Raw genomic sequence first — 20,541 nt, 5'->3', positions numbered from 1 at the left:
AAAAGACTGACAAAGGACGAACTGTGACATCGCAAACTCCATTGTTCCGACTCGAAGCGCTTACCTTTCGGCACGTGAATTGGCTTGGGGAAATAGTCCTCGTCAGGCCAGTTTCATTCGCCGTGTTGACACTGATTGCTGTGCTTTTTGCGGCCATGGTGGTGGCTTTTTTTCTCTGGGGCAGTTACACCAAGCGTATTACCGTCCCCGGTCAGCTAGTGCCCTTTTCGGGGCAGCTGAAAATACACGCGCCTCAATACGGCTTGGTCCTTGAACGATTTGTCGAGGAAGGCCAGCCGATTAAGCAGGGAGCGCCACTGTTGCGAATTTCCAGCGAGCGCTACGTAGGGGATTCGCGGCCGGTTCAAGCAGACGTAAGCGATCAACTGACCCTCCGGCAACGTTCCTTGAACGACGAGTTAGTGAAGAAACAGCAACTTCAAACTGAAGAACGGCAAAGCCTGCAAAGTAAGCTGGAAAGTTTGCGACGACAGTTGCGTACCCTGGCGCAGCAGGCAGCCAGTCAGGAGAAGCTTGTGAAGCTGGCGAGCAATGCGGCCGATCGTTATCAAGGACTGATGGATAAGGGTTATATCTCGATGGATCAGCTTCAACAGCGTCAGTCCGAGCTGTTGGGCCAACACCAGACTCTCCAGGGGCTGGCTCGCGAAACTACGGCGCTGAACCAGCAGTTGGTCGAAACCCAACATGAGTTTGCAGGTCTTTCGGCACTGCATGAGAACCAGCTCGCAGGCATTGCGCGTTCATTGTCGGGAATCCAGCAGGAACTGATCGAAAGTGAAGCCAAGCGTGCCTTAGTCATAACGGCTCCCCAGGAGGGTGTGGCTACTGCGATTCTTGTTGAGCCCGGCCAGACGGTTGATAGCTCGCGCGTCTTGATGAGCATAGTGCCCGCAAACTCTCACCTGCAAGCCGAGCTATATGCGCCGAGCAAAGCGATCGGCTTCATTCATGCCGGCGACCCTGTGAGGGTGCGTTATCAGGCGTACCCCTACCAGAAGTTCGGTCAACACAGCGGCAGTGTTATCTCTATTTCCAAGGCAACGCTGTCGGCTACTGAATTGGCAACGATGAGCGGTAGCGTGCCTGGCCTTGGCTTGGACGGTGAGCAGATCTACCGCATTCGCGTTGATATCGAAGCGCAATCCGTATTGGCATACGGCAAGCGACGGCCGCTGCAAACCGGGATGTTGGTTGAGGCTGACATTCTGCAGGAGACCCGTCGTCTCTATGAGTGGGTGCTTGAACCACTCTACAGCCTGACCGGCAAACTCTAGGAGCGATGGCATGAACTATCTCGATGCGCTCTCCTTGCGAATGGGCCTACGCCTGCCCTTGATCCTGCAAACCGAGGCGACGGAGTGTGGCTTGGCCTGTCTGGCGATGATCACGGGGTTCCATGGTCATCACGTAACACTGATGGACTTGCGCCGCCAATTCAACGTGTCGCTTAAGGGCAGTACGCTCAAGCAATTGATCCAGACAGCCGACCAATTGAACCTCGGTACTCGAGCTGTCAGGTTAGAACTTGAAGACCTGAGCAAACTCAAGTTGCCCTGTGTTTTGCACTGGAACTTCAACCACTTCGTTGTTCTCAAGGCTGTAGAGAACCAACGCGTTGTTGTGCATGACCCTGGCTGTGGCATCCGGAATTTGAGCTTGGCCGAGGCCAGCAAGTCTTTTACAGGCGTGGCGCTAGAAGTCTGGCCAGGCGGGAACTTTGAAAAACAGGAGCCTAAGCCTCAGGTCAAACTGATGAGTATGTTGGGAAGCGTGAGTGGTCTCTACCGCTCCATTGGACAGGTGCTAGCCTTGGCCCTGGCGCTGGAAGTGTTCTCGTTGGTCAGTCCGTTTTTGCTGCAATGGACGCTCGACAACGTGCTCGTCACCCAAGATCGCGATTTGCTGACAACCTTGATCATTGGTTTTGGTTTGTTGTTGCTGATGCAGCAAGTGGTGAGCGCAATACGGGCCTGGGTGATGATGCATATGAGCACGCTGTTGAGCGTGCAATGGCGAGCCAATGTCTTCAGCCACCTGTTACGCCTGCCGATCCACTATTTTGAAAAGCGACATCTAGGGGATGTTGTTTCGCGCTTCGGTGCTGTCGATGTGATTCAGGGGACCCTGACGGCGGCGTTTTTTTCGGCCGTGCTGGATGGTCTGATGACTGTCGCCACATTTATCCTCATGTTTATCTACAGCCCGCTGCTGGCAGCCGTGGCTGCTACGGCGATGATCCTATACGTGATGGTTCGATGGGCGTGGTACTACCCCTTGCGTCGCGCCAGTGAAGAACAAATTGTGCATGCCGCTCGCCAGGAAAGTCACTTTCTGGAAACCGTGCGCGGCATGCGGCCGATCAAGCTGTTCCAGCGCCAGAGCGAACGGCGTCTCGCTTGGCTTGGCTTGCTGGTAGAACAGATCAACGCTGGTTTGAGATCGCAGAAGTTGCAGCTGATCTACACGCAGCTTAACGGTCTGATATTCGGGTTGGAAAATCTCATTGCCATCGGTCTGGGCGCATCGATGGTGATGAACAACCAGTTCACCGTGGGTGTATTGATCGCGTTCATGGCATACAAAAATCAGTTTGTCAGTCGCGTCGCAAACTTGATCGATCATTTTTTTGAGCTTTACATGCTGCGTTTGCAGGGTGAACGGTTGGCCGACATTGTCATGCATCCACCGGAAGATAGCCGCGGCACATTAACGGTCGCGACGTGGCCCTCATGTCCGGTGGATATTGAACTCAAAGGTGTGAAATACCGCTATTCCGACCAAGAGCCTTTTGTACTTAATGGAGTTGATTTGTACATCGCTCAAGGCGAGTCGGTGGCTATCACAGGCGCTTCGGGTAGTGGCAAGAGCACCCTTGTCAGCTTGCTGTTAGGGATCTTTCAGCCGACTGAAGGCCGGCTATTCATTGCTGGAGGTGACCTGCAGCAACTGGGAGCAGAGCAGTTTCGCGGCAAGATCGGAACGGTCATGCAGGACGATTGCCTGTTCGCCGGTTCATTGTCAGACAACATCGTGTTCTTTGAATCAAACCCTGATTTGGACTGGGCCATGGAGTGCGCGCGCATGGCGTCAATCCATACCGACATCCTAGCCATGCCAATGGGATACAACACCTTGGTGGGCGACATGGGGACGGTGTTGTCGGGTGGGCAAAAACAGCGGGTGCTGTTAGCCAGGGCGCTCTACAAGAAGCCCGACATCCTGATTCTTGATGAGGCCACCAGCCATCTGGATATGGCGTGCGAGCGTCAAGTAAATGAGGCGGTGCGAGGGCTTGAGGTGACGCGGATTATTATTGCTCACCGTGCTGAGACGATTGCATCGGCAGATAGAGTATTGGTGCTAGAGAACGGGCGGATTGTACCGGTTCAACCTGTCGAGGCGCATGGCATGCCCGCGATTGGCGCGGTCACTTCATGATGGGAGCTGCTCGTGTCGCTGTTTTGCTGGTTTGTTTTTACGCCGGCTCTCAGTTCTGCGTGGCTGCAGATTTAGATGTGTTCGCGACTGAGCGCACGGTCTCGCGCACTGCCACTCAGCACATCAACAGCGTCCTCGGCTCGTGTGAAGCAGGCCCGGTACCTGCACGTTTAACACTGGAGGACATGATAGGACGGGTGCTCTGTCACGATCCACAAGCACGGCTGAACTGGGCAAATGCCAGGGCTCAGGCTGCGAATGTTGGGGTGCGACAGTCGGCGTATTTGCCGAGGCTCAACGCCAGTTCTGGTGTGACCACGGGTCGTAACTACACAGATTATGACCAGCGTGGGGAGTACTCAAGCCACGGCCATAAAAGCCAAGTCGATCATCGTTTGGCCTTGAGCTGGGTGCTGTTTGATTTTGGCCGGCGCGACGCGGCCTCGCGCAACGCACGCCAATTGTTGGTTGCCGCAAACGCCAGTCAAGATCAGCAATTGCAGGAAACCTTTGTGCTCGCAGCCCAGCTTTACTACGACACATTGGCGGCACAAAACAACCAAGTTGCTGCTGCCCAAGTGGCGGTGCTGGCTGCCGAAAACCTCAAGGCTGCCAGTGCCAAATATGATGCAGGCGCTGCCGCGCTGTCGGACCGCCTCCAGGCTCAGGCAGCGTATTCGCAGGCAGCGCTCAATGAGGTCCGCAGCAATGGGGCGTTAGTCAATGCCAAGGGGGTGATTGCCCTACGCATGGGGCTGGCGCCAAAAACACCGCTGGAGCTGGCAGGAAGTTTGACTCGGCGTCCGGATACCGGGTTTGTCAAAGGCATTGACGAGTTACTTGAGCAAGCCAAGCAGGATCATCCTTCGCTCGTCGCTGCCAAGGCTCGGCTGGATGCGGCAAAAGCCGCCATCGACGAGAGCAAGGCCGAAGGCCGTCCTACGTTGTCATTTATCGCCAATGCGTCAGACGTGAAACTCAACCAGTCAATGGCGTTCAACGGCGATAGTCGAGTACGTGATAACAGCATTGGGCTGCAACTGAACATCCCTTTGTTTGAAGGGTTCGAGCGTACTTACCAGATACGCGGTACTCGGGCGCAGTTGGAGGCTAGGGAGGCTGAGCTGAGCGATGTTGAGCAGCGGATTTCAATAGACCTGTGGAGTAACTACCAGGCGCTCATCATTGAAACGAGGTCACTGGAAAGAACAGCTGAATGGGTTGAGCAATCTAACCAAGCGCTGGATGTGGTCCAGGGCCGCTACCGTTCCGGTGTTGGCAGCATGATCGAATTGCTCAACGCGTTGACTGCGTACGCGACGGCGGAGCAGCAACACATCAGTGTACTGAACAGTTGGCAAATGGCGCGCTTGAAATTAGCAGCGAGTTTAGGGCGCCTGGGGTTCTGGGCGTTATAGCCGTCCCTGTCTGAAAGTGTTTTGTAGAGAATAAAACTAAAATATAAAAATATAAATGTAAACAAACCGAGAAGCCATGATGGATGCCGATACCGCAAGTACGGATGCGACAAAATTTAATGAAAATAGTTTTTTACGAAATACATTATTATTACTTTCGATGTATTGGAAGTCAGAAGAGAAGGTGTTCGCATGGTGCGCATTGGTTGCCTTGGTGACGCTTTCGCTCCTCGGGGTTGCGACTGCGTTGGCGCTCAATGAGTGGTACAAGCATTTCTATAACGCCATTCAAGAGCTAAATACCCGTAGGTTTTACACATTGGTATCCGTTTTTTTTGGAATTGTGTGTTTTTCGGTCGCGCGTTCTGTGCTGACAACCTACTTGGTGGATATATTAGCGCTGAGATGGCGTCGATGGTTGACTAACCATTATCTTTCGGTATGGATAATTCGATCCCCGCAGCCCGAGCAAGTTGGACGTTATGTAGATAATCCAGATCAGCGTATTGCTGAAGACATAAACAAATTTACGTTTTCTTCGGTTTACCTGGCCTGCGGACTGATTTATACATTGGCAAGCGTGGTGTCATTCAGCGTCGTCTTAATCGCGATTTCGGGCAGTGCGTCATTATGGGGGGTAGCGGTTCCGGCTTATATGTTCTGGAGCGCTATTTTATACACGTTTATAGGTATGTATGTCAGCCAGAAAATCGGTTTCAAATTAGTCTCATTGAATAATGGTCAGCAAAAATCTGAGGCTGATCTTAGGTATTTTTTAGTTAAGTTTCGCGACCGAAAAGATTTGGATTTTGCCAAGCGTACGCGAAAGTATGAAAGAAACCATATCAGCGATAAACTTGAGGTAAGCCTGACTAATAGGCTTCGTACCATCCATGTCAAGGTGCGACTTTCGTTGTTTACGGAAAGTTACAGTCAGCTTTCCCTGGTCCTGAGTAGTTTGTTGGCAGTTCCGCGGTTCTTTTCGGGTTTCATTATGTTTGGTGATGTCATGCAGATAAATTCGGCGTTTGGGAATTTGTGCGAAAATTTGAGCTGGTTTATAAGCGCTTATCACAATATCGCTGAGTGGAAGGCGACGACCGATAGACTTATATCGTTTGATGGCGCATTGGCGCGGCACACTGAAGATAATTTTGGTTTGACGCATTCAGATGGATTTTTAAATAAGGAGGTGTCATGACGCGGTTGACACTGTCTGACTTGCCAGAGGTCTTGGTATCCTTCGAGACTGTTAGGGCAAAACTAGGAAAGATTGTTTTTTATAACAAAAAGCTCGAAGGGAACTTGAGCGAATCAGCGCTGTTGTCTGGATACAATTATGTCATTGCAGGCAGTGATGCTGAGGTAGAACGCGCTGTGGAAAAGAAAATATTTCATGCTGAACGCTATGGCGGGGACGGAATTTTAACCAACGGCGGCGGCGGGCGCTGCGGCTACGACGGTATCTTTCATTTGAAAGGGCTAGGTGCTAATCAACTGGTCGGCGCCAGGCCGCGGGATGGCTATGGCAACTCCCATGGAAATGGCTTTCTATCACTGGATATCGCGATCTATGAATCTATTTGGGCCGAAATAATTGACATCGCGTTACCTCATGGTTCAGTAAGGTCAGCAGCAGTCATAGACTTGGAGGTTGACTTTAAGGAACCTGATCAGATACACCCGCGCGGGCTCTTGGTCAGGGTGCCTGCCGTACGCCCCGCACACTTTATCAGGGCTGTTTATTTTAAAGAAAAAAAACACGGTGACTTGAGTGAGGACGCCAAGCGAGTGATGTTGGTCGTCAGAAAATTAGTACATTTTCTACCCAAAAAAGGAGGTGAGGAGTTCGTCGGTAGTATGGAGCGGCGTCTTGAAATAGGAATGGTGGAGTTGGCGAAACGATTCGCTAATCAGTTCGCTGCCTCAAGGGCAAAACGAATATTTCATCAGAGTATTAGTGCGTCCAATGTAACATTGGACGGTGCGTGGATGGATTTAGCGGGTGCAACCGTATTTTCAAATGTATTATGGTGGGACGGATTTAATATCAGCAGGTTCATGAATGAGTATTCTCCTGCGATGGAGAGTCTACAGAGTATGTGCTTTTATCTGAGCAAGTATAAAGTTATTAGCGTCGCCCACTCAAATGACATATGGGAAAAGTCTGTGGTGGCGTTTACTCGTGAATATGAACATCACCTACATGTGTACACGGCTGTGCAAGTCGGATTCCCCTTGCGGGTTATTCAGGACATGCGCGACGATCCGATATTTGTCGAGTTCTCTGAGACATTACAAAAAGTATTGGGTCATGATGATTTTTCGCTGGTACCTGTCTCGCCATCCGCTAGTTGGCAGGGCGATGAGCATTATGTTGCTCTCTTATACCGACAGTTGCTGGTCCAAAAATTCACCGAAGCGTCGCAGGACCTTTCCTGGTTTTGTAAGGATAGAGCGCTTATAGCGAGACTAGTGGAGGCTTATGATCAGCTAGTCGAAAAAGCGATAGCTAAAGCGGAGGTCGCCAAGGTCAGTCGTCAAAATTTCACTGCCTGCATGGCGATTAACACCACACGACTGAATCGGGTAGGTGCTTCGCTATTGAATGTTTTTGAAAGAATTACTGAAGTGAGAGTTAACTCCGCGAACAATGTTGGGGCATGTTCTTACAGTGCTTTATTTGACGGCGCGCTGCGAGATGCTTGGTTAGCCTATAATGAAAGCACATCATTTGACACGTTGTTATGGCGAGCTGATGAAGTTGTTATTTATTTTGATGGCTTTAGTGGTTGTTTTGTCGAAGTTGATGGTGCAAGGGGTAAAGTTAAATTCAGTAAGTTTGTTGATGTATCTGCGGTAGCGAAGGGGGGGAGCGATCTGCTTGTGTTTTATAACGATGTAAAGGAATTTTTGCCATGAGTAAAAAATTTAGATTGTTTACACTGTGTCGAAAAAATAATTTGATGGAGAAAGCCAAGTTGATAGGGTTTACTTCCTGGATACTTATGCAGTGCCGGCGTTATTCAATGCTCCGCTTTGTGGACTTTAGAGTATGGCTTATTCCGGCGATCGACCATAAGCAAATTATATTCTTCTTTGATGACTTCGACAGCCCCGTTGGTTATGTGGTTTGGGCGAATTTAGCGCCTGACAGCGAGCAGAGATTATTGAATGATCCTAAATTTTTGTTGCATGAGTCCGAGTGGGATGAAGGCAGCAGCACGTGGATCATTGACTGTTGTTTTCCTGGTGGGGGTTTGACGTATGCATGTCAAGAATTGAGGAAATTGTTTCTAAGTATGAATGTTAAAAAGGTGAGTTGGGTGCGAAGAAATATGGACTACTCAGTTAAAAAGGTTTCCTGTCGGAATTTAGTGGCTGCACCCCTGCAGATGTAGGGCTTGCATGTCGTCATTTGCCAGGGCTAGGATTGCGGGACTTTGTTTTTTAAGTGATCATTGTTTGACGCGCATCTCATAGTGGCCGTGCTTTCAATCCAGTTCTTTGTTTCGTAAGCGCGACGGTACATCTAGCTAATATCGATGCGCTCGCAGTGGTTTATACATAAAGGCAAATGCGAAACAATACACGAATGTGCAATGCAGTGTTTAAGTGCAGGTGTAAAGGACTGTTACATTATTATTGGAGAGTAGATGTGCGAGAGATTACATTAGAAGAAGTAGAGGCTGTTGCTGGTGCTTATGGCGTTCCGGGAGCAATTGCTGGAGGGGCGGCGGGTGCTGTTGGATATGTGGGTAGCCTTATAGGTGGGGGGTCTTTCAATGGCGGTGAGTTTGCGGCTGCTGTGGGAGCTGGAGCGCTGGGCGGAGCGGTTTTTGGGCCGGTAGGTATAGGTCGGACGTTGGGTAATGCAGGTATCAGTTTTACCACGGGTGCTATATTAGGTAACGCGAATCGGCTATCCAATGGCTCCTAGGGCACAAAGGTAACATTTAAAAGATTGCTCTATTTATTTAAGGTAGCGCTTGGTAGGGCGCTATTTTATTAGAGTAAGGTGGTTGTTCGACTTTGTAAGTTTTTAAAGGTTCAGGTGAGTAAGTGCTAATAATCCTCTCGCTCGTAAGCGCCTTGGTTCTGTCGTTCGCGGCAAAAGGTGTGGCGTCTGTTATAAGTGAAAAGTTTGACCGAAATATCCAGGGTAAGCACTTACATATGTTTGCTCTGCCGCTGATAATTGCTTTTGTTATTTTGGTTGTACCAAAATTTGTCGGATGTATTAGTTAGATTGGGTCGCCCTTCCAGAAACGTCAATCTACGTGTGGTGAGTGTGCTGTTAGCCGAAATAAACTACTCCTTCACTGCTATTGGCTCTGTTCAGCGTTGGGGTGCCAGATAGAGAAAAGCCTGCAGAGATGCAGGCTTTTTTTTGCCTTGGATTTGGCCCATGGCAGCGACCCCAACCCCTATACAAGGCCCACCCCAAAGCTCTAAGATGAGAAGCATTATCATTTAATGCGAATCTGACATGCACGACGACAGCATCGCCTCGCCGGTCGCCCAGCTGTATGCCAATCACCATGGCTGGCTTCGGGGCTGGCTGCATCGGCGTTTGGGGCACAGTGCCGATGCCGAAGACCTGGCACACGACACCTTTATCCGCGTGTTGCGCTCCAAGGAAGATGTACACGAGCTGCGCCAGCCCATGGCGTTTCTGGCCACCATCGCCAATGGTTTGCTGATCAATCGCTGGCGTCGCCAAGCGATCGAGCGGGCGTATCTGGAAGCGTTGGCGGCGCGACCGGTGGGCGAGGAGCCGTCGCCGGAGGAGCGCCACTTGATGATCGAGACGTTGTTGCAGCTCGATTCGCTGCTGGTCGGGTTGTCGGCGCGGGTGCGGCAGATTTTCTTTTTGTCCCAGCTCGATGGCCTGACCTATCCGCAGATCGCCGCGCAGTTGAGCCTGACCGTGGCCCAGGTGCAGCGCGCCATGGGCAAGGCGTTCAGTGTTTGCTACGCGAGCCGGTTCGAATGAGTGGCGCCGCGGTTGATCCTCGCGTGCGCGACACTGCCATTGATTGGCTGGTGCAGCTGCAGTCCGGCTTGATGAGTGCCAGTGATCACCAGGCCTTGCAGGTGTGGCGCCAGGCCAGTGCCGAGCATGAGTACGCGTGGCAGCGGGTCAGTGGCTTGCCTCTGTTGCTTCAGCCGGGCGCCAACTTGTTAGCCGATGCTACGGCGCGTCGGGCGTTGCAGTTGGCTGGGGCCGATCCACAGCGCCGTCGTCAGGTGCTCAAGTGCCTGCTGGCGTTGGGGCTGCTCGGTGGAATGTCCTGGCAAGCGGCGGATTCCACGCTGGTACGTTCGGCATTGGCCAGCTATCGCACCCGTGTGGGTGAGCGGCGGCGCTGGGCCTTGGCCGATGGCTATTCGCTGTGGCTGAACACCGCCAGTGCGGTAAACCTGGACTTGAGCGCCGGGCGGCGCAGCGTGCAGTTGGTCGAGGGCGAGTTGGCTTTGGATACCCCGGCAGGTTCCGCGTCATTGGAGCTGCTGACCCCCAACGCGGCGCTCTACAGCCATGGTGCCCACCTGCTGGTGCGCCATGATCGCCAAGGCACGCGGGTGACGGTTTTGCGCGGGCTGGCGCAGGTGAGCACACGGCATCAGTCGACACCGGTGCCGTTGCAGGCGGGCTGGCAACTCAAGGTTGATGAGCGTGGAGCCGGGCGCCCCAGCCCTGTCGATATGTTGCTGGCCCAGGCATGGATGCGCGGCATCCTGCCCGCCGAACGCATGCGCCTGGACCAATTGCTGGCCGAACTTTCGCGCTATCGCCAAGGCTTCTTGCGTTGCAGCGAAGCGGTGGCGGGCCTGCGCATCACCGGCAGTTTCCAACTGGACGATACCGATGCAGCGCTGGCGTTGGTCGCCAATACCTTGCCGGTGCGTATCGAACAAAGAACGCGTTATTGGGTGACCGTGGTGCCCGCGTGAAATTTTTTTTCGGCGACGCGATAGTTTTTTCGATCTGGCTTGGCCTTTAGGTATTACCCACCGGCACAGGTGGGTGTCGACCCTTAGGAGCCTTGCATGATTTCCCCCGCTCGTGTCTTGCGTACCCATACATTCAGCTTGTTGTTTCTCAGCCTCCAGCCGCTCTACGGCGAGTTGGTTTTTGCGGCCGGCGAGCGCGCCTTTAGCATCAGTGCCGGCCCGTTGGACCAAGTGCTGTCGCGCTTTGGTGCCGAGGCCGGGATCAGCATGGCGGGCAGTTCGCTGCTTACCGCCGGCAAGACCAGTCAGGGCCTGCAGGGCGATTTCAATACCGAGGCGGGCCTGACTCAGCTGCTGTCGGGCACGGGCCTGGGCTATCAGCGCCAGGCGGACGGTGGCTATGTTTTGCGCCCACACCAACAGGCAATTTCCCTGCCGACGCAAAAGGTGATTGGCGAAAATCTCGATGAGGAGGAGGTCTACCGGGCGCCGCGCTCATCGGTGTATATCTCCGGCGAAGACATGCAGCGCTTTGGTGTGGTCTCGGTGGGTGATGTGCTCAAGGGCCAGCCTGGCGTGCAGGTCGGCGACAGCCGTAATGGCGGCGGCCTGGATGTGAATATCCGTGGTATCCAGGGCCAGAGCCGGGTGGCCGTTACGGTGGACGGTTCGCAGCAGGCGCTGGATGTTTATCGCGGTTACGCCGGTACCCAGCAGCGCAGTTACATCGACCCGGACATGATCAGCGACATCACGATCGACAAGGGCCCCAGCTTGACCTCCAGCGCCATCGGCGGCACGGTAAAGATGCGCACGCTCAGCGTCGACGACATCCTCAAGGACGGCCAGAGCATCGGCCTGCGCCTCAAAGGCGACCTGTGGAACAACGGCGTCGCCCCAGCCTCCCGTGACCCGCATTCCCAGACCGAGGCCCTGTACGCTGAGCCACATCAGAGCCGCGGTGGGCTGTTCGGTTCAGAGGCGCAGGCGGGCAGTGCTGCGTTTGCCTATACCCATGAGTTTTTCGACGTGGTGGCGGCCTATGCCAAGCGCGATCAAGGCAACTATTTTGCCGGCAAGAAGGGGCAGGATCGCTACCGTACTTACGACCGCTGGGGTGATGAAGAAACCAGCGTGGCCACCACCTACAACGCCGGCGAAGAAGTGCTGAATTCCTCGTCGAGCACCCAATCGTTCCTGCTCAAGACCACCCTGCGCCCGGCGGACGGGCATACCTTCGACCTGGGTTATCGCCGCTACGACGGGCGCATCGGCGAGATCATGCCTTCGGATATCTTCCGCTTCGGCACCGGCGGCATCTATCAGTACCCGCTGGGTCACACCAAGATTGACACCTACACGGCGCGTTACAACTACCTGCCTGCGGGCAACCCGTTGGTGGACCTGACTGCCGACCTGTGGCTGACCGATGCGCAAACCAGCCAGCTCACCTCGGTGCGAGCGCCGGCTTCCCAGGCGTATCGCTCGGACCGCGCCTGGAGCCGTCAGGCTAACCAACGCATTGGCGGTGGCCTGGCCAATACCTCGCACTGGGCGACCGACTACGGCGACTTGAAGCTGGACCTGGGCGGCTCGTTCCAGCTCGAAGAACTGCGCCCGCAAAAAGGCGTGGTCACCAACCAGGACGATATCAACGCCAACCGTATGTTGCGCGAAGGGTCGCGGCAGGAGTTCAGCTTCAATGGCAAGCTGGAATACAAGCCAGTGGACAGCCTCACGTTATGGGGGGGCGGGCGTTACACCCACTATCGCAGCAAAGACCACATCGCCAATGCCACGGCACGGCGTGAGGAACGTGACCTGCGCTACCTGCGCGTCTACAACGGCGACAATTCCGGCAACATGATGTGGTTCCCAGACCAGAACGGCCAGTACACCGACGCCACCGACCCGCGCCTGAACAATGGCGTTGTTTTCCAGAACACCAACTATCCCTTCGAAGGCGTTCGCTACAACGACTTTGGTGCGGTCGATTCGACGGTCTACCCGTCCCAATTCGGCAGCGTGGTAAGCGGCTATGACTTTTCCCGCAAAGCGAGCAACAGCGGCGGCGCCTTTGCCCCGGCGGTGGGCATCAATATCGAAGTGCTGCCGGACACCTTCGTGTATGCCTCCTACACCCAGGGCTTTCGTATGCCGTCGCTGTTTGAAACCAGCCAGGGCGTGTTGCAGACCATGCCTGGCAAAGGCCTGAAGCCTGAGCGTTCGAGCAACTGGGAGATCGGCGCGAGCACGCTGCAAAAGGGGCTGTTGTTCAATGACGACTCGGCGGCGATCAAGCTGGCCTACTTCAACAACACCATCAAAAACTACATCACCCGCTACTACGACCCCAGCCCTGGCCTGTGGGGCTTGATGCGCTTCAGCAACACCGACAGCTACAAGACCAGCGGCCTGGAGTTGCAAACCCGTTACGATGCCGGGCGCATATTTGCCGACCTGTCGTCCACCTATTACCTGAAGACCGAAACCTGCGATTCAGCCTTCGCCGCCACACTGCGCGCCACCAGCAACCGTTATCAGCAAACCAGTAATACGCCGAACTGCACGCCGGGCAGCTTCATGGGTTCCTACACCAACACCCAGAACCCGCCACGGTTCGCGGGCAATCTGACCACAGGCCTGCGTTTTTTCGACCAGAGCCTTACGCTCGGCACACGCATCACCTACACCTCAGGCCCCACCGTCACTGCCGACAAGCCTTGGCAGACCGGCGCCACCACGCCGCAATTGAATTACCGCGAAGTGGCCTTGGTCGATTTGTTCCTTAACTACACGTTGCGGGAAGAGGCCAGCCTCAACGTGTCGCTGCAGAACCTGACCGACCGCTACTACCTGGACCCGCTGGCGCAGAGTTTCATGCCGGCGCCGGGGCGCACGCTGCGGGTGGGCGTGCAGGCGAAGTTCTAAAGGGGAAGGTGGTGATCCTCGCGCGGCGGTGCAACAGCCCTTCACGCGAGAATCGTCAAGGCGGGGTTACAACGTCTGCACAATAATTTGGCTTTTCAGGTCGTTGACCATACCTTCAATCGCCGGCTTCATGGCGACGAAATCCTGCGGGCTGCATAGCACGTCGGGGTGGTTAAACGCGTAGCGACGGGTAATCAGTACGCTGTTGCCTTCCTTGACGTAAGTGGTCTGGTAGGTGAAGCCGCCGATGTTCAGGGCTACGGCTTTGGGTACCGCCAGGATGTTCACTTCTTTGGGGAAGTCGAAGCGCGCTTTTTCTTCGATCGTGCCCGACGTACAGGTGAAGTGCTGGGTACGGTCTTTTTCGGCCATTAAGCTGAATACGTTCTGGCCGATACCGCCCGCCAGGCTGCTAAGCGTAGGCACGCCGGTAGGGCCGGGCAGGTTGACCAGGTTGTCAGTACGCCCCTTGACCGTGGAAGTGAAGGTGGCGGCGTTGCTGTCCAGTGGGTCGGTTTCGATCTTGCCGCTGCCGGTTTGCCCGTACAGGCTGAGGACTTTCTGGGTCAGTTGGTCAAGGTCGGCAGGCATCATCGATTTGAACAGAAAGCGGTTGAGCTCCGTCGCCCAGCCTTCCACCGTGGTGCCGTTGGTGAAGTCTGCCGCGCCGCTCGGGTCGATCTTGAAGTGCAGCGTGCCGTCCACTTTGCCCAGTTGGTTTATGGGCGTGTGCGCCAATTCGCCAAGCTGGGTCAGCAACACAGGTTTGCCCAATTCCGGTAGCAGCAAGTAGCCAGCGGCGATGGGGGTTGCGGTGGAGTCCAGGTAAAGGTCGAGGGCCGGGATGTAAGTGATCGCATGGTTAAGCAAACCCAGGGTCGGCACCTTTGGCAGTGCGTAGGCATCGCCCAGGTTGATCAGTGCGGGCGAGCTTTCGATGGCCACCGCCTTGAGCAGTGCTTCGAGCAAGGCCACATGGTCCTTGCAGTCGCCATAACGGTTATCCAGCACGGCCTGCGCCGAGTGCGGCACCACGCCGCCATTGCCGACGTAAACCGCGACGTAGCGAATGTTCTTGCGCACCCAGTCACTCAATACCAACGCTTTGCTGCGTGGTGTGTCCAGGTTGGCGGTGAGTTTCTGGGCCAGTTGAGTAATGGCCGGTGTTACCTCGACCTGCGCCCTGGCGGCGTACGCCTGGGCAAACTGTTTGTAGTCGGTGAACGTCGACACCGCCAGGCGCTGACCGTAATCCGTGTAGGCCACAGAGCCGACTTCAACGCGATTTTTCTCGGTGGGCTCCAGGTCCCAACGGTAGATTTTGCGCCCGTTGGCGGTGGTCGGTTCGGTGGCTTTGAAACCCCTCACGTCAGCGAACAAGGGCATGTCGGCCGGCATGTCGTAGGTCAAGTGGCTCTGCTGGTTCTCGTAGAAGTCCGGTGCATACAGGTCTTCGAATTGCCCAGGGAACATCGGCTTGGTGCGCTGGCGCTGGTAGTGCAACACCATGCGGTCACCCACGGCCACATCCGGAAAGATCACCACCTTGATCCGCGAGTCCTGGAACATCGGCGCTTCGGCGGAGGCTTGCTCCTGCTGCTCCTTGATCTGATCAGCAGCGACTGGCACTTTGCGCCCATCGGCTTTCAGCGTGTAGGCGTCCACGATATTCACAGTTTCCAGCGTGCGGTTAAAACTTACCGAGCGCTCGGCGTTAGGCTTGATCGCGCGCTCTTCATTGATGCGCCGGACCAGCTCGACGTCGAGCACAAAACTGCCGTCGGCCTTCACTACGTAGGACTGGTTATTTTTTTCGACAGTCAGCGAGCGGTCGGTGTAATCGGCACTTGCCTGCGCGCTGAACAGCCCGCAGATGACCACCGCCAGTGCACCGAACAGGCGCGTCGGGGAGAGAGTAACGCTTTGCATAGAGATCCTTCTAAACGATGACGCGCACCGTCTGGAGGAGGGCGCGCGTTCCTTGGTAAACCGCTAAATGCGAAGCATTACTATATAGAGATGGCAATGAGCCTGCAGCTTTTTGTTGCTTAAAACCGTGTGGGAAGGTTCTGTGTGTCCGCCTCTAACGCAGTTCTCGCCTCACGCCGCTCCCACTTCGCAATCCTTAGACGTGGAGATTTTCGACCGCCGCACGGTGCTGGCCCAGGGCGCGTTGCGTGCGCTGATGACGCAACCGGAACAGCCGAGCGTGCGGTATGTGGCGCGGCACCGGGTGGGTCGCCAGTTTGGCTTGAACCAGGACATGGCGCAGGCGTGCTGTGACTTCTCGACGTTGTTGCTTTAAGCCGAACCTGAAGCGTGCAGGATCTTCTGTGAAGAGTAGGCTTGTGTGGCAAGCCCACTCGCCACAACCACCGTCAACGCCATAGCCACAAGCGGATGCCTATTCAGTGCGCAACAGCAGCGCTGAGGTGAGCGCGATGAAGTCGTCGTAGGGTTCCTGCGAGCGGTCGACCTTGCCGCGCAGCACTGTGCCTTGCAGTGCGTTGATCAGGAAGCGTGCCGTGGAATCCGGCGCCAGCCCTGCGCGGAACTCACCACTCGCCACGCCTTCGCGCACCACGTGCGCAAACGGCACGGCCCATTCCAGCAACAGCTGGGCGATGGTGTCGCGCACCTCGTCATGGCGTAGCGTCATTTCGGCCGCCAGGTTGCCGATCAGGCAGCCGTAGTGAAACGTATCGGCACTCGCCGGCGTGGAAATCTTGACCAAGCCTTGCAGTTTCTCCAGGGCCGTGAACGCTGGGTTGGCAACGATGGCCTGTGCGTTCTGCGTCCAACCCTTGAAATAACCCTGCAGCGCTGCGCTGGCAAACGCTTCTTTAGAGCCGAAATGCCCGAAGAACGAGCCCTTCTGCATGCCCGCGTGTTCGACGATGGCATCCACCGAAGAACCTGCGTAACCGTGGCGATGCAGCACGTTGATGCCCGCTGCCAGCAGCTCTTCCTTACGTGAAGGGCGCCCCATGGTGTGTCTCCGGTTTTGCAAATATTTGAAACAAGCTTAAGTCTAATGCTTGACATCAGTCAAACCGACTGGTCAGTATATAAACTTATTCAAACCTCACGAGCATCAGCACATGACCAGCACAGTAGTGGTGTATTTTTCCGGTTACGGCCATACCCGTCGCGTCGCGCACACTGTGGCGGAAGGGGCGCAGGCGCAGTTGGTGGAAGTGAGTGAAAACGGCGAGGTGTCCGAAGCAGGCTGGGCACTCCTGAATGCAGCCGATGGCATTATCTTCGGCACGCCAACCTACATGGGCTCCAGCGCTTGGCAGTTCAAGAGATTCTCTGATGCCACTGCGAAGTACTGGTTTAGCCGTGGCTGGCAGGACAAGGTGTTCGGTGGCTTTACCGTCAGCGCCAGCTTCAGCGGCGACAAACAAGTCACCTTGATCGGCCTGCAAACACTGGCCTCCCAACACGGTGGCATCTGGGTCAGCCTGGGCCTGCTACCGGCCAGCACCCTGGCGGCGACACGCAACGATATCAACAACCTGGGCGGGTCGGTGGGCTTGATCGTACAGGCGCCTTCGGATGCTGACGCGTCGGCAATCCCTGCCGGCGATATCAAGACGGCGTTGCTCTATGGGGAGCGCGTGGCCAAGATTGCAGCGCGGCTGAAAGCCACAAGCTGATAGCGCTGTAGTTGTACGCCAGGTATTGATAAACAGAGCGTGTTCTCTATTTATCGATACCCGGTGTAATCAATCATGAAGCGCCATTTCGAAGATGTGCAGCTGGGCAGCATTGAGCTGTTCTGCCTCGCCGCCGAGGCCAGCAGCTTCACCGCCGCCGCCCAGGTCGCCGGCGTGACCCCGGCCGCGGTGAGCCGCAGCATTTCGCGTCTGGAAGAGCGCCTGGGGTCGCGTTTGTTCGTGCGCACCACCCGCAGCATTCGCCTCACCGACAGCGGCCGTACCTACTTCGAGCAATGCCGCCAGGCCCTGACCCAACTGGTGGAGGCGCGGCAGGAAGTCATGGGCGCGCAGCGAGTGCCGTCCGGCCAGTTGCGCATCAGCGTCCCGACCACGTATGCCCATCATCGGCTGTTGCCGCTGCTGCCCAAGTTCCGCGCGCTGTACCCGCACGTGAGCGTGGACATCCATATCAGCAACCGCAATATCGACTTCGTTGCCGAAGGCTATGACCTGGCTATTCGCGTGCGCGCCCAACCGGACCCCTCGCTGATCGCCCGGCTGCTGGAAGACGCCGAGTTGGTGGTGGTCGCTGCACCGGCCTACCTGCAACGCGCCGGCACGCCACAGACGTTGCAGGAGTTGGCGTTGCACGAGTGCATTCAGTTTGAATTGCCGAGCAATGGCCGGCGCATCCCCTGGTTGTTCCAGGTGCAGGGCCAGGAGCAGGCGTTCGCGGGGGAGGCGGGGTACAGCATTTCGCAGGATGTGTTGGGCGGCGTGACCTTGGCCAAGCACGGGGCGGGGCTGTTTCAAACCTACAAGTTCATCGTCGAGCAAGAATTGGCTGACGGCACACTCGTGGAAGTGCTGAAACCCTTTGGTGGGCGCTCGCGACCGTTTACCTTGCTGTACCCCCATGGGCGCTATGTGTCGCATCGGGTGCCGGCGTTTGTGGATTTTTTGCTGGCGTGTCGTGATGAATGGGCGGCGTCGTAGACGCGGCGATATCCCACGTCAGCAGGATTTGGCTGATCGCCGCGTCGATCACTGTGTAGGGCACATCATCGCGCGCCAGGATCGAAACGCCCTGCAGGAAGCTGTCAAACACGGTCGCCATTGCCGGTGCATAAAGCGTGTCCGGCAGTTGCCCGGCACGGATGCCTCGCTCAACACACGCCACAATTCCCGCCCGCGTTCGCGCGCGTGATTGCGTCAATGCCTGCGTCACCCGCGCGTTCTCCGGGCTGGGTGCGCTCATCACGCCCAGCGCCACCATGCAGCCCTTGGGATGCCCATCGTCACACTGCATGCGCGCCGATTGGCGCAGCGCGGTTTCGATGGCCTTACGCGGCAGCAGGGTGTCGTCCCACAGGCATTCGGTGACCCGGGCGTAGGTCGCCAAATAGCGTTGTACACACTCATCGAACAGCGCCTCTTTGGAGCCGAAGGCTGCATAAAAACTCGGCGCGGAGATACCGCCACCCAGGCCGGCCTTGAGCTGGGCGAGTGAGGTGGCGTCGTAGCCGTGCTGCCAGAACAGGTGCAGGGCCTGCTCCACGGCCTGGTCGCGGTCGAAATTACGCGGGCGGCCCATTTGTGCCATGTCCAGTCTCCTGTGCAGAACGAGATAAATACTAGTCGATACATAAGTCGTTGACAATATGTCAGTGCGGCCTCCAATATCTGTATCGATCAGTATTTAAGTCGCCTCAAGGAGTTACCCATGACCCCCTCACTCAGCTTATCCGTGTCGTCCGAGCGCTTGCCCATCGGCGCCTTGCTTGCGCTGGCCATGACCGGTTTCATCTGCATCGTCACCGAAACCCTGCCCGCCGGCCTGTTGCCGTTGATCAGCGACGGCCTGGCGATTTCGCCGTCGATGGCCGGGCAGATGGTCACCGCCTACGCGCTGGGTTCAGTGCTGGCGGTCATTCCCATGACCATCGCCACCCGTGGCTGGCGTCGGCGCAACGTGCTGCTGCTGACCATCCTCGGTTTTCTGCTGTTCAATTCAATCACGGCGCTGTCGTCCCACTACGGCGTGACCCTGGTGGCGCGGTTCTTCGCCGGGGTCGCGGCGGGGTTGGCCTGGAGCCTGCTGGCCGGTTACGCCCGGCGCATGGTCGCGCCGCATCAACAGGGCAGGGCGCTGGCGTTGGCGATGGTCGGCACACCGATTGCGCTGTCGTTGGGTGTGCCGCTCGGTACTTGGCTCGGTGGCCTGGTGGGCTGGCGCACCGCGTTCGGCCTCATGTCGGCGCTGACGCTGGTGTTGATCGTGTGGGTGCTGGTGAAAGTCCCGGACTACGCGCCGCAGGCTGCGCATCAGCGTGTGTCGCTGGGCAAAGTGCTGACCACGCCCGGCGTGCGGCCGGTGCTGGCGGTGGTGATCAGCTGGATGCTGGCGCACAACATTCTGTACACCTACATCGCCCCGTTTTTGCTGCCGGCAGGCCTGACGACTCGCGTGGATCTGGTGCTGTTGGTGTTCGGCATCGCGGCGTTGGCCGGGATCTGGCTGACGGCCAGGTTGGTTGAGGCGATGTTGCGCAAAACCGTTCTGGTGAGCCTGGCGAGCTTTGCATTGGTGTCTGTGGTGTTCGGTGTGGCGGGCAGCGTGCCTTGGGTGGTTTACCTTGGCGTGGCCGTGTGGGGGCTGAGCTTCGGCGGCGCTGCCACGCTGCTGCAAACCGCCCTGGCGGATGCCGCTGGCGACGGTGCGGATGTGGCGCTGTCGCTGAACGTGGTGGCGTGGAACAGCGCGATTGCCGGCAGCGGCGTGGTCGGCGGCGTGTTGCTCGACACATGGGGCGTCGCGTCGTTTCCCTGGGCGATGGCACTGTTGATCGCCGTGGCGTTTGCGATTGCCTGGGGCGCTGGGACTGTCATAAATTTTGTGTTCGGGCATAACATGTTGAAGAGGTGCATGTATGCCAACCACAAAGAAACCGGCCCGCAGGGCCCAGCGTGACCTTCCAGCCATTCCAAAAGAGCTGATCGACCAGTTCGTCAGCGGCCCGATGAGTGCCGAAGCCATTCAGGATGCGTCGATGGCGTTCAAAAAGGCCTTGATCGAGCGAGCCCTTGGTGCCGAGCTGGGCCACCAC

General features: G+C 56.3%; 16 protein-coding genes and 1 pseudogene. 14 read left to right on the top strand and 3 right to left on the bottom strand.

The window, feature by feature from the left end:
• Window positions 1–41 precede the first annotated feature (41 nt).
• The 9 genes from E0F99_RS18710 to E0F99_RS18670 all read left to right on the top strand — a co-directional run bounded on the left by E0F99_RS18710 (window position 42) and on the right by E0F99_RS18670 (window position 13,769).
• Window positions 42–1,298, top strand: coding sequence for a beta-barrel domain-containing protein (locus tag E0F99_RS18710; protein WP_083357609.1), 1,257 nt, complete (start codon window positions 42–44; stop codon window positions 1,296–1,298).
• Between the two features lie 10 nt (window positions 1,299–1,308).
• On the top strand, window positions 1,309–3,462 hold the full coding sequence (locus E0F99_RS18705; RefSeq protein WP_083357610.1) for a peptidase domain-containing ABC transporter: 2,154 nt from the start codon (window positions 1,309–1,311) through the stop codon (window positions 3,460–3,462).
• Window positions 3,459–4,880 carry a TolC family protein gene (locus E0F99_RS18700; protein ID WP_083357611.1) on the top strand — a complete coding sequence of 474 codons (1,422 nt, stop codon included), beginning with the start codon at window positions 3,459–3,461 and terminating at the stop codon, window positions 4,878–4,880. The genes E0F99_RS18705 and E0F99_RS18700 overlap by 4 nt, the downstream gene beginning before the upstream one ends.
• A gap of 76 nt (window positions 4,881–4,956) precedes the next feature.
• On the top strand, window positions 4,957–6,081 hold the full coding sequence (locus tag E0F99_RS18695; RefSeq protein ID WP_083357612.1) for an SbmA/BacA-like family transporter: 1,125 nt from the start codon (window positions 4,957–4,959) through the stop codon (window positions 6,079–6,081).
• Window positions 6,078–7,802, top strand: a complete 1,725-nt coding sequence (locus E0F99_RS18690; protein WP_083357613.1) for a hypothetical protein — start codon at window positions 6,078–6,080, stop codon at window positions 7,800–7,802. The genes E0F99_RS18695 and E0F99_RS18690 overlap by 4 nt, the downstream gene beginning before the upstream one ends.
• Complete coding sequence (locus tag E0F99_RS18685; RefSeq protein ID WP_083357614.1) at window positions 7,799–8,281, top strand: toxin-activating lysine-acyltransferase; 483 nt, start codon at window positions 7,799–7,801, stop codon at window positions 8,279–8,281. Before E0F99_RS18690 ends, E0F99_RS18685 begins: the two co-directional genes overlap by 4 nt.
• A gap of 1,088 nt (window positions 8,282–9,369) precedes the next feature.
• Complete coding sequence (locus E0F99_RS18680; protein ID WP_083357615.1) at window positions 9,370–9,876, top strand: sigma-70 family RNA polymerase sigma factor; 507 nt, start codon at window positions 9,370–9,372, stop codon at window positions 9,874–9,876.
• Window positions 9,873–10,838, top strand: coding sequence for a FecR domain-containing protein (locus E0F99_RS18675; RefSeq protein ID WP_083357616.1), 966 nt, complete (start codon window positions 9,873–9,875; stop codon window positions 10,836–10,838). Before E0F99_RS18680 ends, E0F99_RS18675 begins: the two co-directional genes overlap by 4 nt.
• Window positions 10,839–10,934: 96 nt before the next feature.
• Window positions 10,935–13,769: a TonB-dependent receptor gene (locus E0F99_RS18670; RefSeq protein WP_083357617.1), complete on the top strand. Its 2,835-nt coding sequence runs from the start codon at window positions 10,935–10,937 to the stop codon at window positions 13,767–13,769.
• A gap of 66 nt (window positions 13,770–13,835) precedes the next feature.
• Here E0F99_RS18670 and E0F99_RS18665 read toward each other — a convergent pair whose 3' ends face one another.
• Window positions 13,836–15,698 (bottom strand): DUF3857 domain-containing transglutaminase family protein, encoded by a 1,863-nt coding sequence (locus E0F99_RS18665; RefSeq protein ID WP_083357618.1) that lies wholly within the window; start codon window positions 15,696–15,698, stop codon window positions 13,836–13,838.
• Window positions 15,699–15,900: 202 nt separating this feature from the next.
• Between E0F99_RS18665 and E0F99_RS18660 the strand changes: the two genes are divergently transcribed.
• Window positions 15,901–16,074: a hypothetical protein gene (locus tag E0F99_RS18660; protein WP_242626915.1), complete on the top strand. Its 174-nt coding sequence runs from the start codon at window positions 15,901–15,903 to the stop codon at window positions 16,072–16,074.
• 99 nt (window positions 16,075–16,173) lie between these two features.
• Here the strand turns inward: E0F99_RS18660 and E0F99_RS18655 are convergent, their stop codons facing one another.
• On the bottom strand, window positions 16,174–16,758 hold the full coding sequence (locus E0F99_RS18655) for a TetR/AcrR family transcriptional regulator (protein WP_083357619.1): 585 nt from the start codon (window positions 16,756–16,758) through the stop codon (window positions 16,174–16,176).
• A 112-nt stretch (window positions 16,759–16,870) separates the two neighbouring features.
• Between E0F99_RS18655 and E0F99_RS18650 the strand changes: the two genes are divergently transcribed.
• Both E0F99_RS18650 and E0F99_RS18645 read left to right on the top strand, forming a co-directional pair.
• Window positions 16,871–17,431: a flavodoxin family protein gene (locus E0F99_RS18650; RefSeq protein ID WP_083357620.1), complete on the top strand. Its 561-nt coding sequence runs from the start codon at window positions 16,871–16,873 to the stop codon at window positions 17,429–17,431.
• Window positions 17,432–17,506: 75 nt separating this feature from the next.
• Window positions 17,507–18,430: a LysR family transcriptional regulator gene (locus E0F99_RS18645; RefSeq protein WP_083357621.1), complete on the top strand. Its 924-nt coding sequence runs from the start codon at window positions 17,507–17,509 to the stop codon at window positions 18,428–18,430.
• Here the strand turns inward: E0F99_RS18645 and E0F99_RS18640 are convergent.
• On the bottom strand, window positions 18,333–19,037 hold the full coding sequence (locus tag E0F99_RS18640) for a TetR/AcrR family transcriptional regulator (protein WP_083357622.1): 705 nt from the start codon (window positions 19,035–19,037) through the stop codon (window positions 18,333–18,335). The two genes, E0F99_RS18645 and E0F99_RS18640, sit on opposite strands and share 98 nt — an antisense overlap.
• Before the next feature lie 120 nt (window positions 19,038–19,157).
• Between E0F99_RS18640 and E0F99_RS18635 the strand changes: the two genes are divergently transcribed.
• A complete protein-coding gene (locus tag E0F99_RS18635) occupies window positions 19,158–20,405 on the top strand; it encodes an MFS transporter (RefSeq protein ID WP_232000133.1) in 1,248 nt (415 codons plus the stop codon).
• A pseudogene (locus tag E0F99_RS18630) lies at window positions 20,365–20,541 on the top strand (IS256 family transposase); the annotation flags it as partial. The gene E0F99_RS18635 and the pseudogene E0F99_RS18630, both read left to right, overlap by 41 nt.

The organism is Pseudomonas antarctica (assembly GCF_900624995.1).
Lineage (GTDB): Bacteria > Pseudomonadota > Gammaproteobacteria > Pseudomonadales > Pseudomonadaceae > Aquipseudomonas > Aquipseudomonas antarctica.
This window is presented reverse-complemented; position numbering and strand designations above follow the sequence as displayed.

What these genes read in the sequence shown, in the direction of transcription:
- E0F99_RS18705 (WP_083357610.1), top strand. Translation starts at nt 1,309, where the DNA reads ATGAACTATCTCGATGCGCTCTCCTTGCGAATGGGCCTACGCCTGCCC.
- E0F99_RS18700 (WP_083357611.1), top strand. Translation starts at nt 3,459, where the DNA reads ATGATGGGAGCTGCTCGTGTCGCTGTTTTGCTGGTTTGTTTTTACGCC.
- E0F99_RS18695 (WP_083357612.1), top strand. Translation starts at nt 4,957, where the DNA reads ATGATGGATGCCGATACCGCAAGTACGGATGCGACAAAATTTAATGAA.
- E0F99_RS18690 (WP_083357613.1), top strand. Translation starts at nt 6,078, where the DNA reads ATGACGCGGTTGACACTGTCTGACTTGCCAGAGGTCTTGGTATCCTTC.
- E0F99_RS18685 (WP_083357614.1), top strand. Translation starts at nt 7,799, where the DNA reads ATGAGTAAAAAATTTAGATTGTTTACACTGTGTCGAAAAAATAATTTG.
- E0F99_RS18680 (WP_083357615.1), top strand. Translation starts at nt 9,370, where the DNA reads ATGCACGACGACAGCATCGCCTCGCCGGTCGCCCAGCTGTATGCCAAT.
- E0F99_RS18675 (WP_083357616.1), top strand. Translation starts at nt 9,873, where the DNA reads ATGAGTGGCGCCGCGGTTGATCCTCGCGTGCGCGACACTGCCATTGAT.
- E0F99_RS18670 (WP_083357617.1), top strand. Translation starts at nt 10,935, where the DNA reads ATGATTTCCCCCGCTCGTGTCTTGCGTACCCATACATTCAGCTTGTTG.
- E0F99_RS18665 (WP_083357618.1), bottom strand. Translation starts at nt 15,698, where the DNA reads ATGCAAAGCGTTACTCTCTCCCCGACGCGCCTGTTCGGTGCACTGGCG.
- E0F99_RS18655 (WP_083357619.1), bottom strand. Translation starts at nt 16,758, where the DNA reads ATGGGGCGCCCTTCACGTAAGGAAGAGCTGCTGGCAGCGGGCATCAAC.
- E0F99_RS18650 (WP_083357620.1), top strand. Translation starts at nt 16,871, where the DNA reads ATGACCAGCACAGTAGTGGTGTATTTTTCCGGTTACGGCCATACCCGT.
- E0F99_RS18645 (WP_083357621.1), top strand. Translation starts at nt 17,507, where the DNA reads ATGAAGCGCCATTTCGAAGATGTGCAGCTGGGCAGCATTGAGCTGTTC.
- E0F99_RS18640 (WP_083357622.1), bottom strand. Translation starts at nt 19,037, where the DNA reads ATGGCACAAATGGGCCGCCCGCGTAATTTCGACCGCGACCAGGCCGTG.
- E0F99_RS18635 (WP_232000133.1), top strand. Translation starts at nt 19,158, where the DNA reads ATGACCCCCTCACTCAGCTTATCCGTGTCGTCCGAGCGCTTGCCCATC.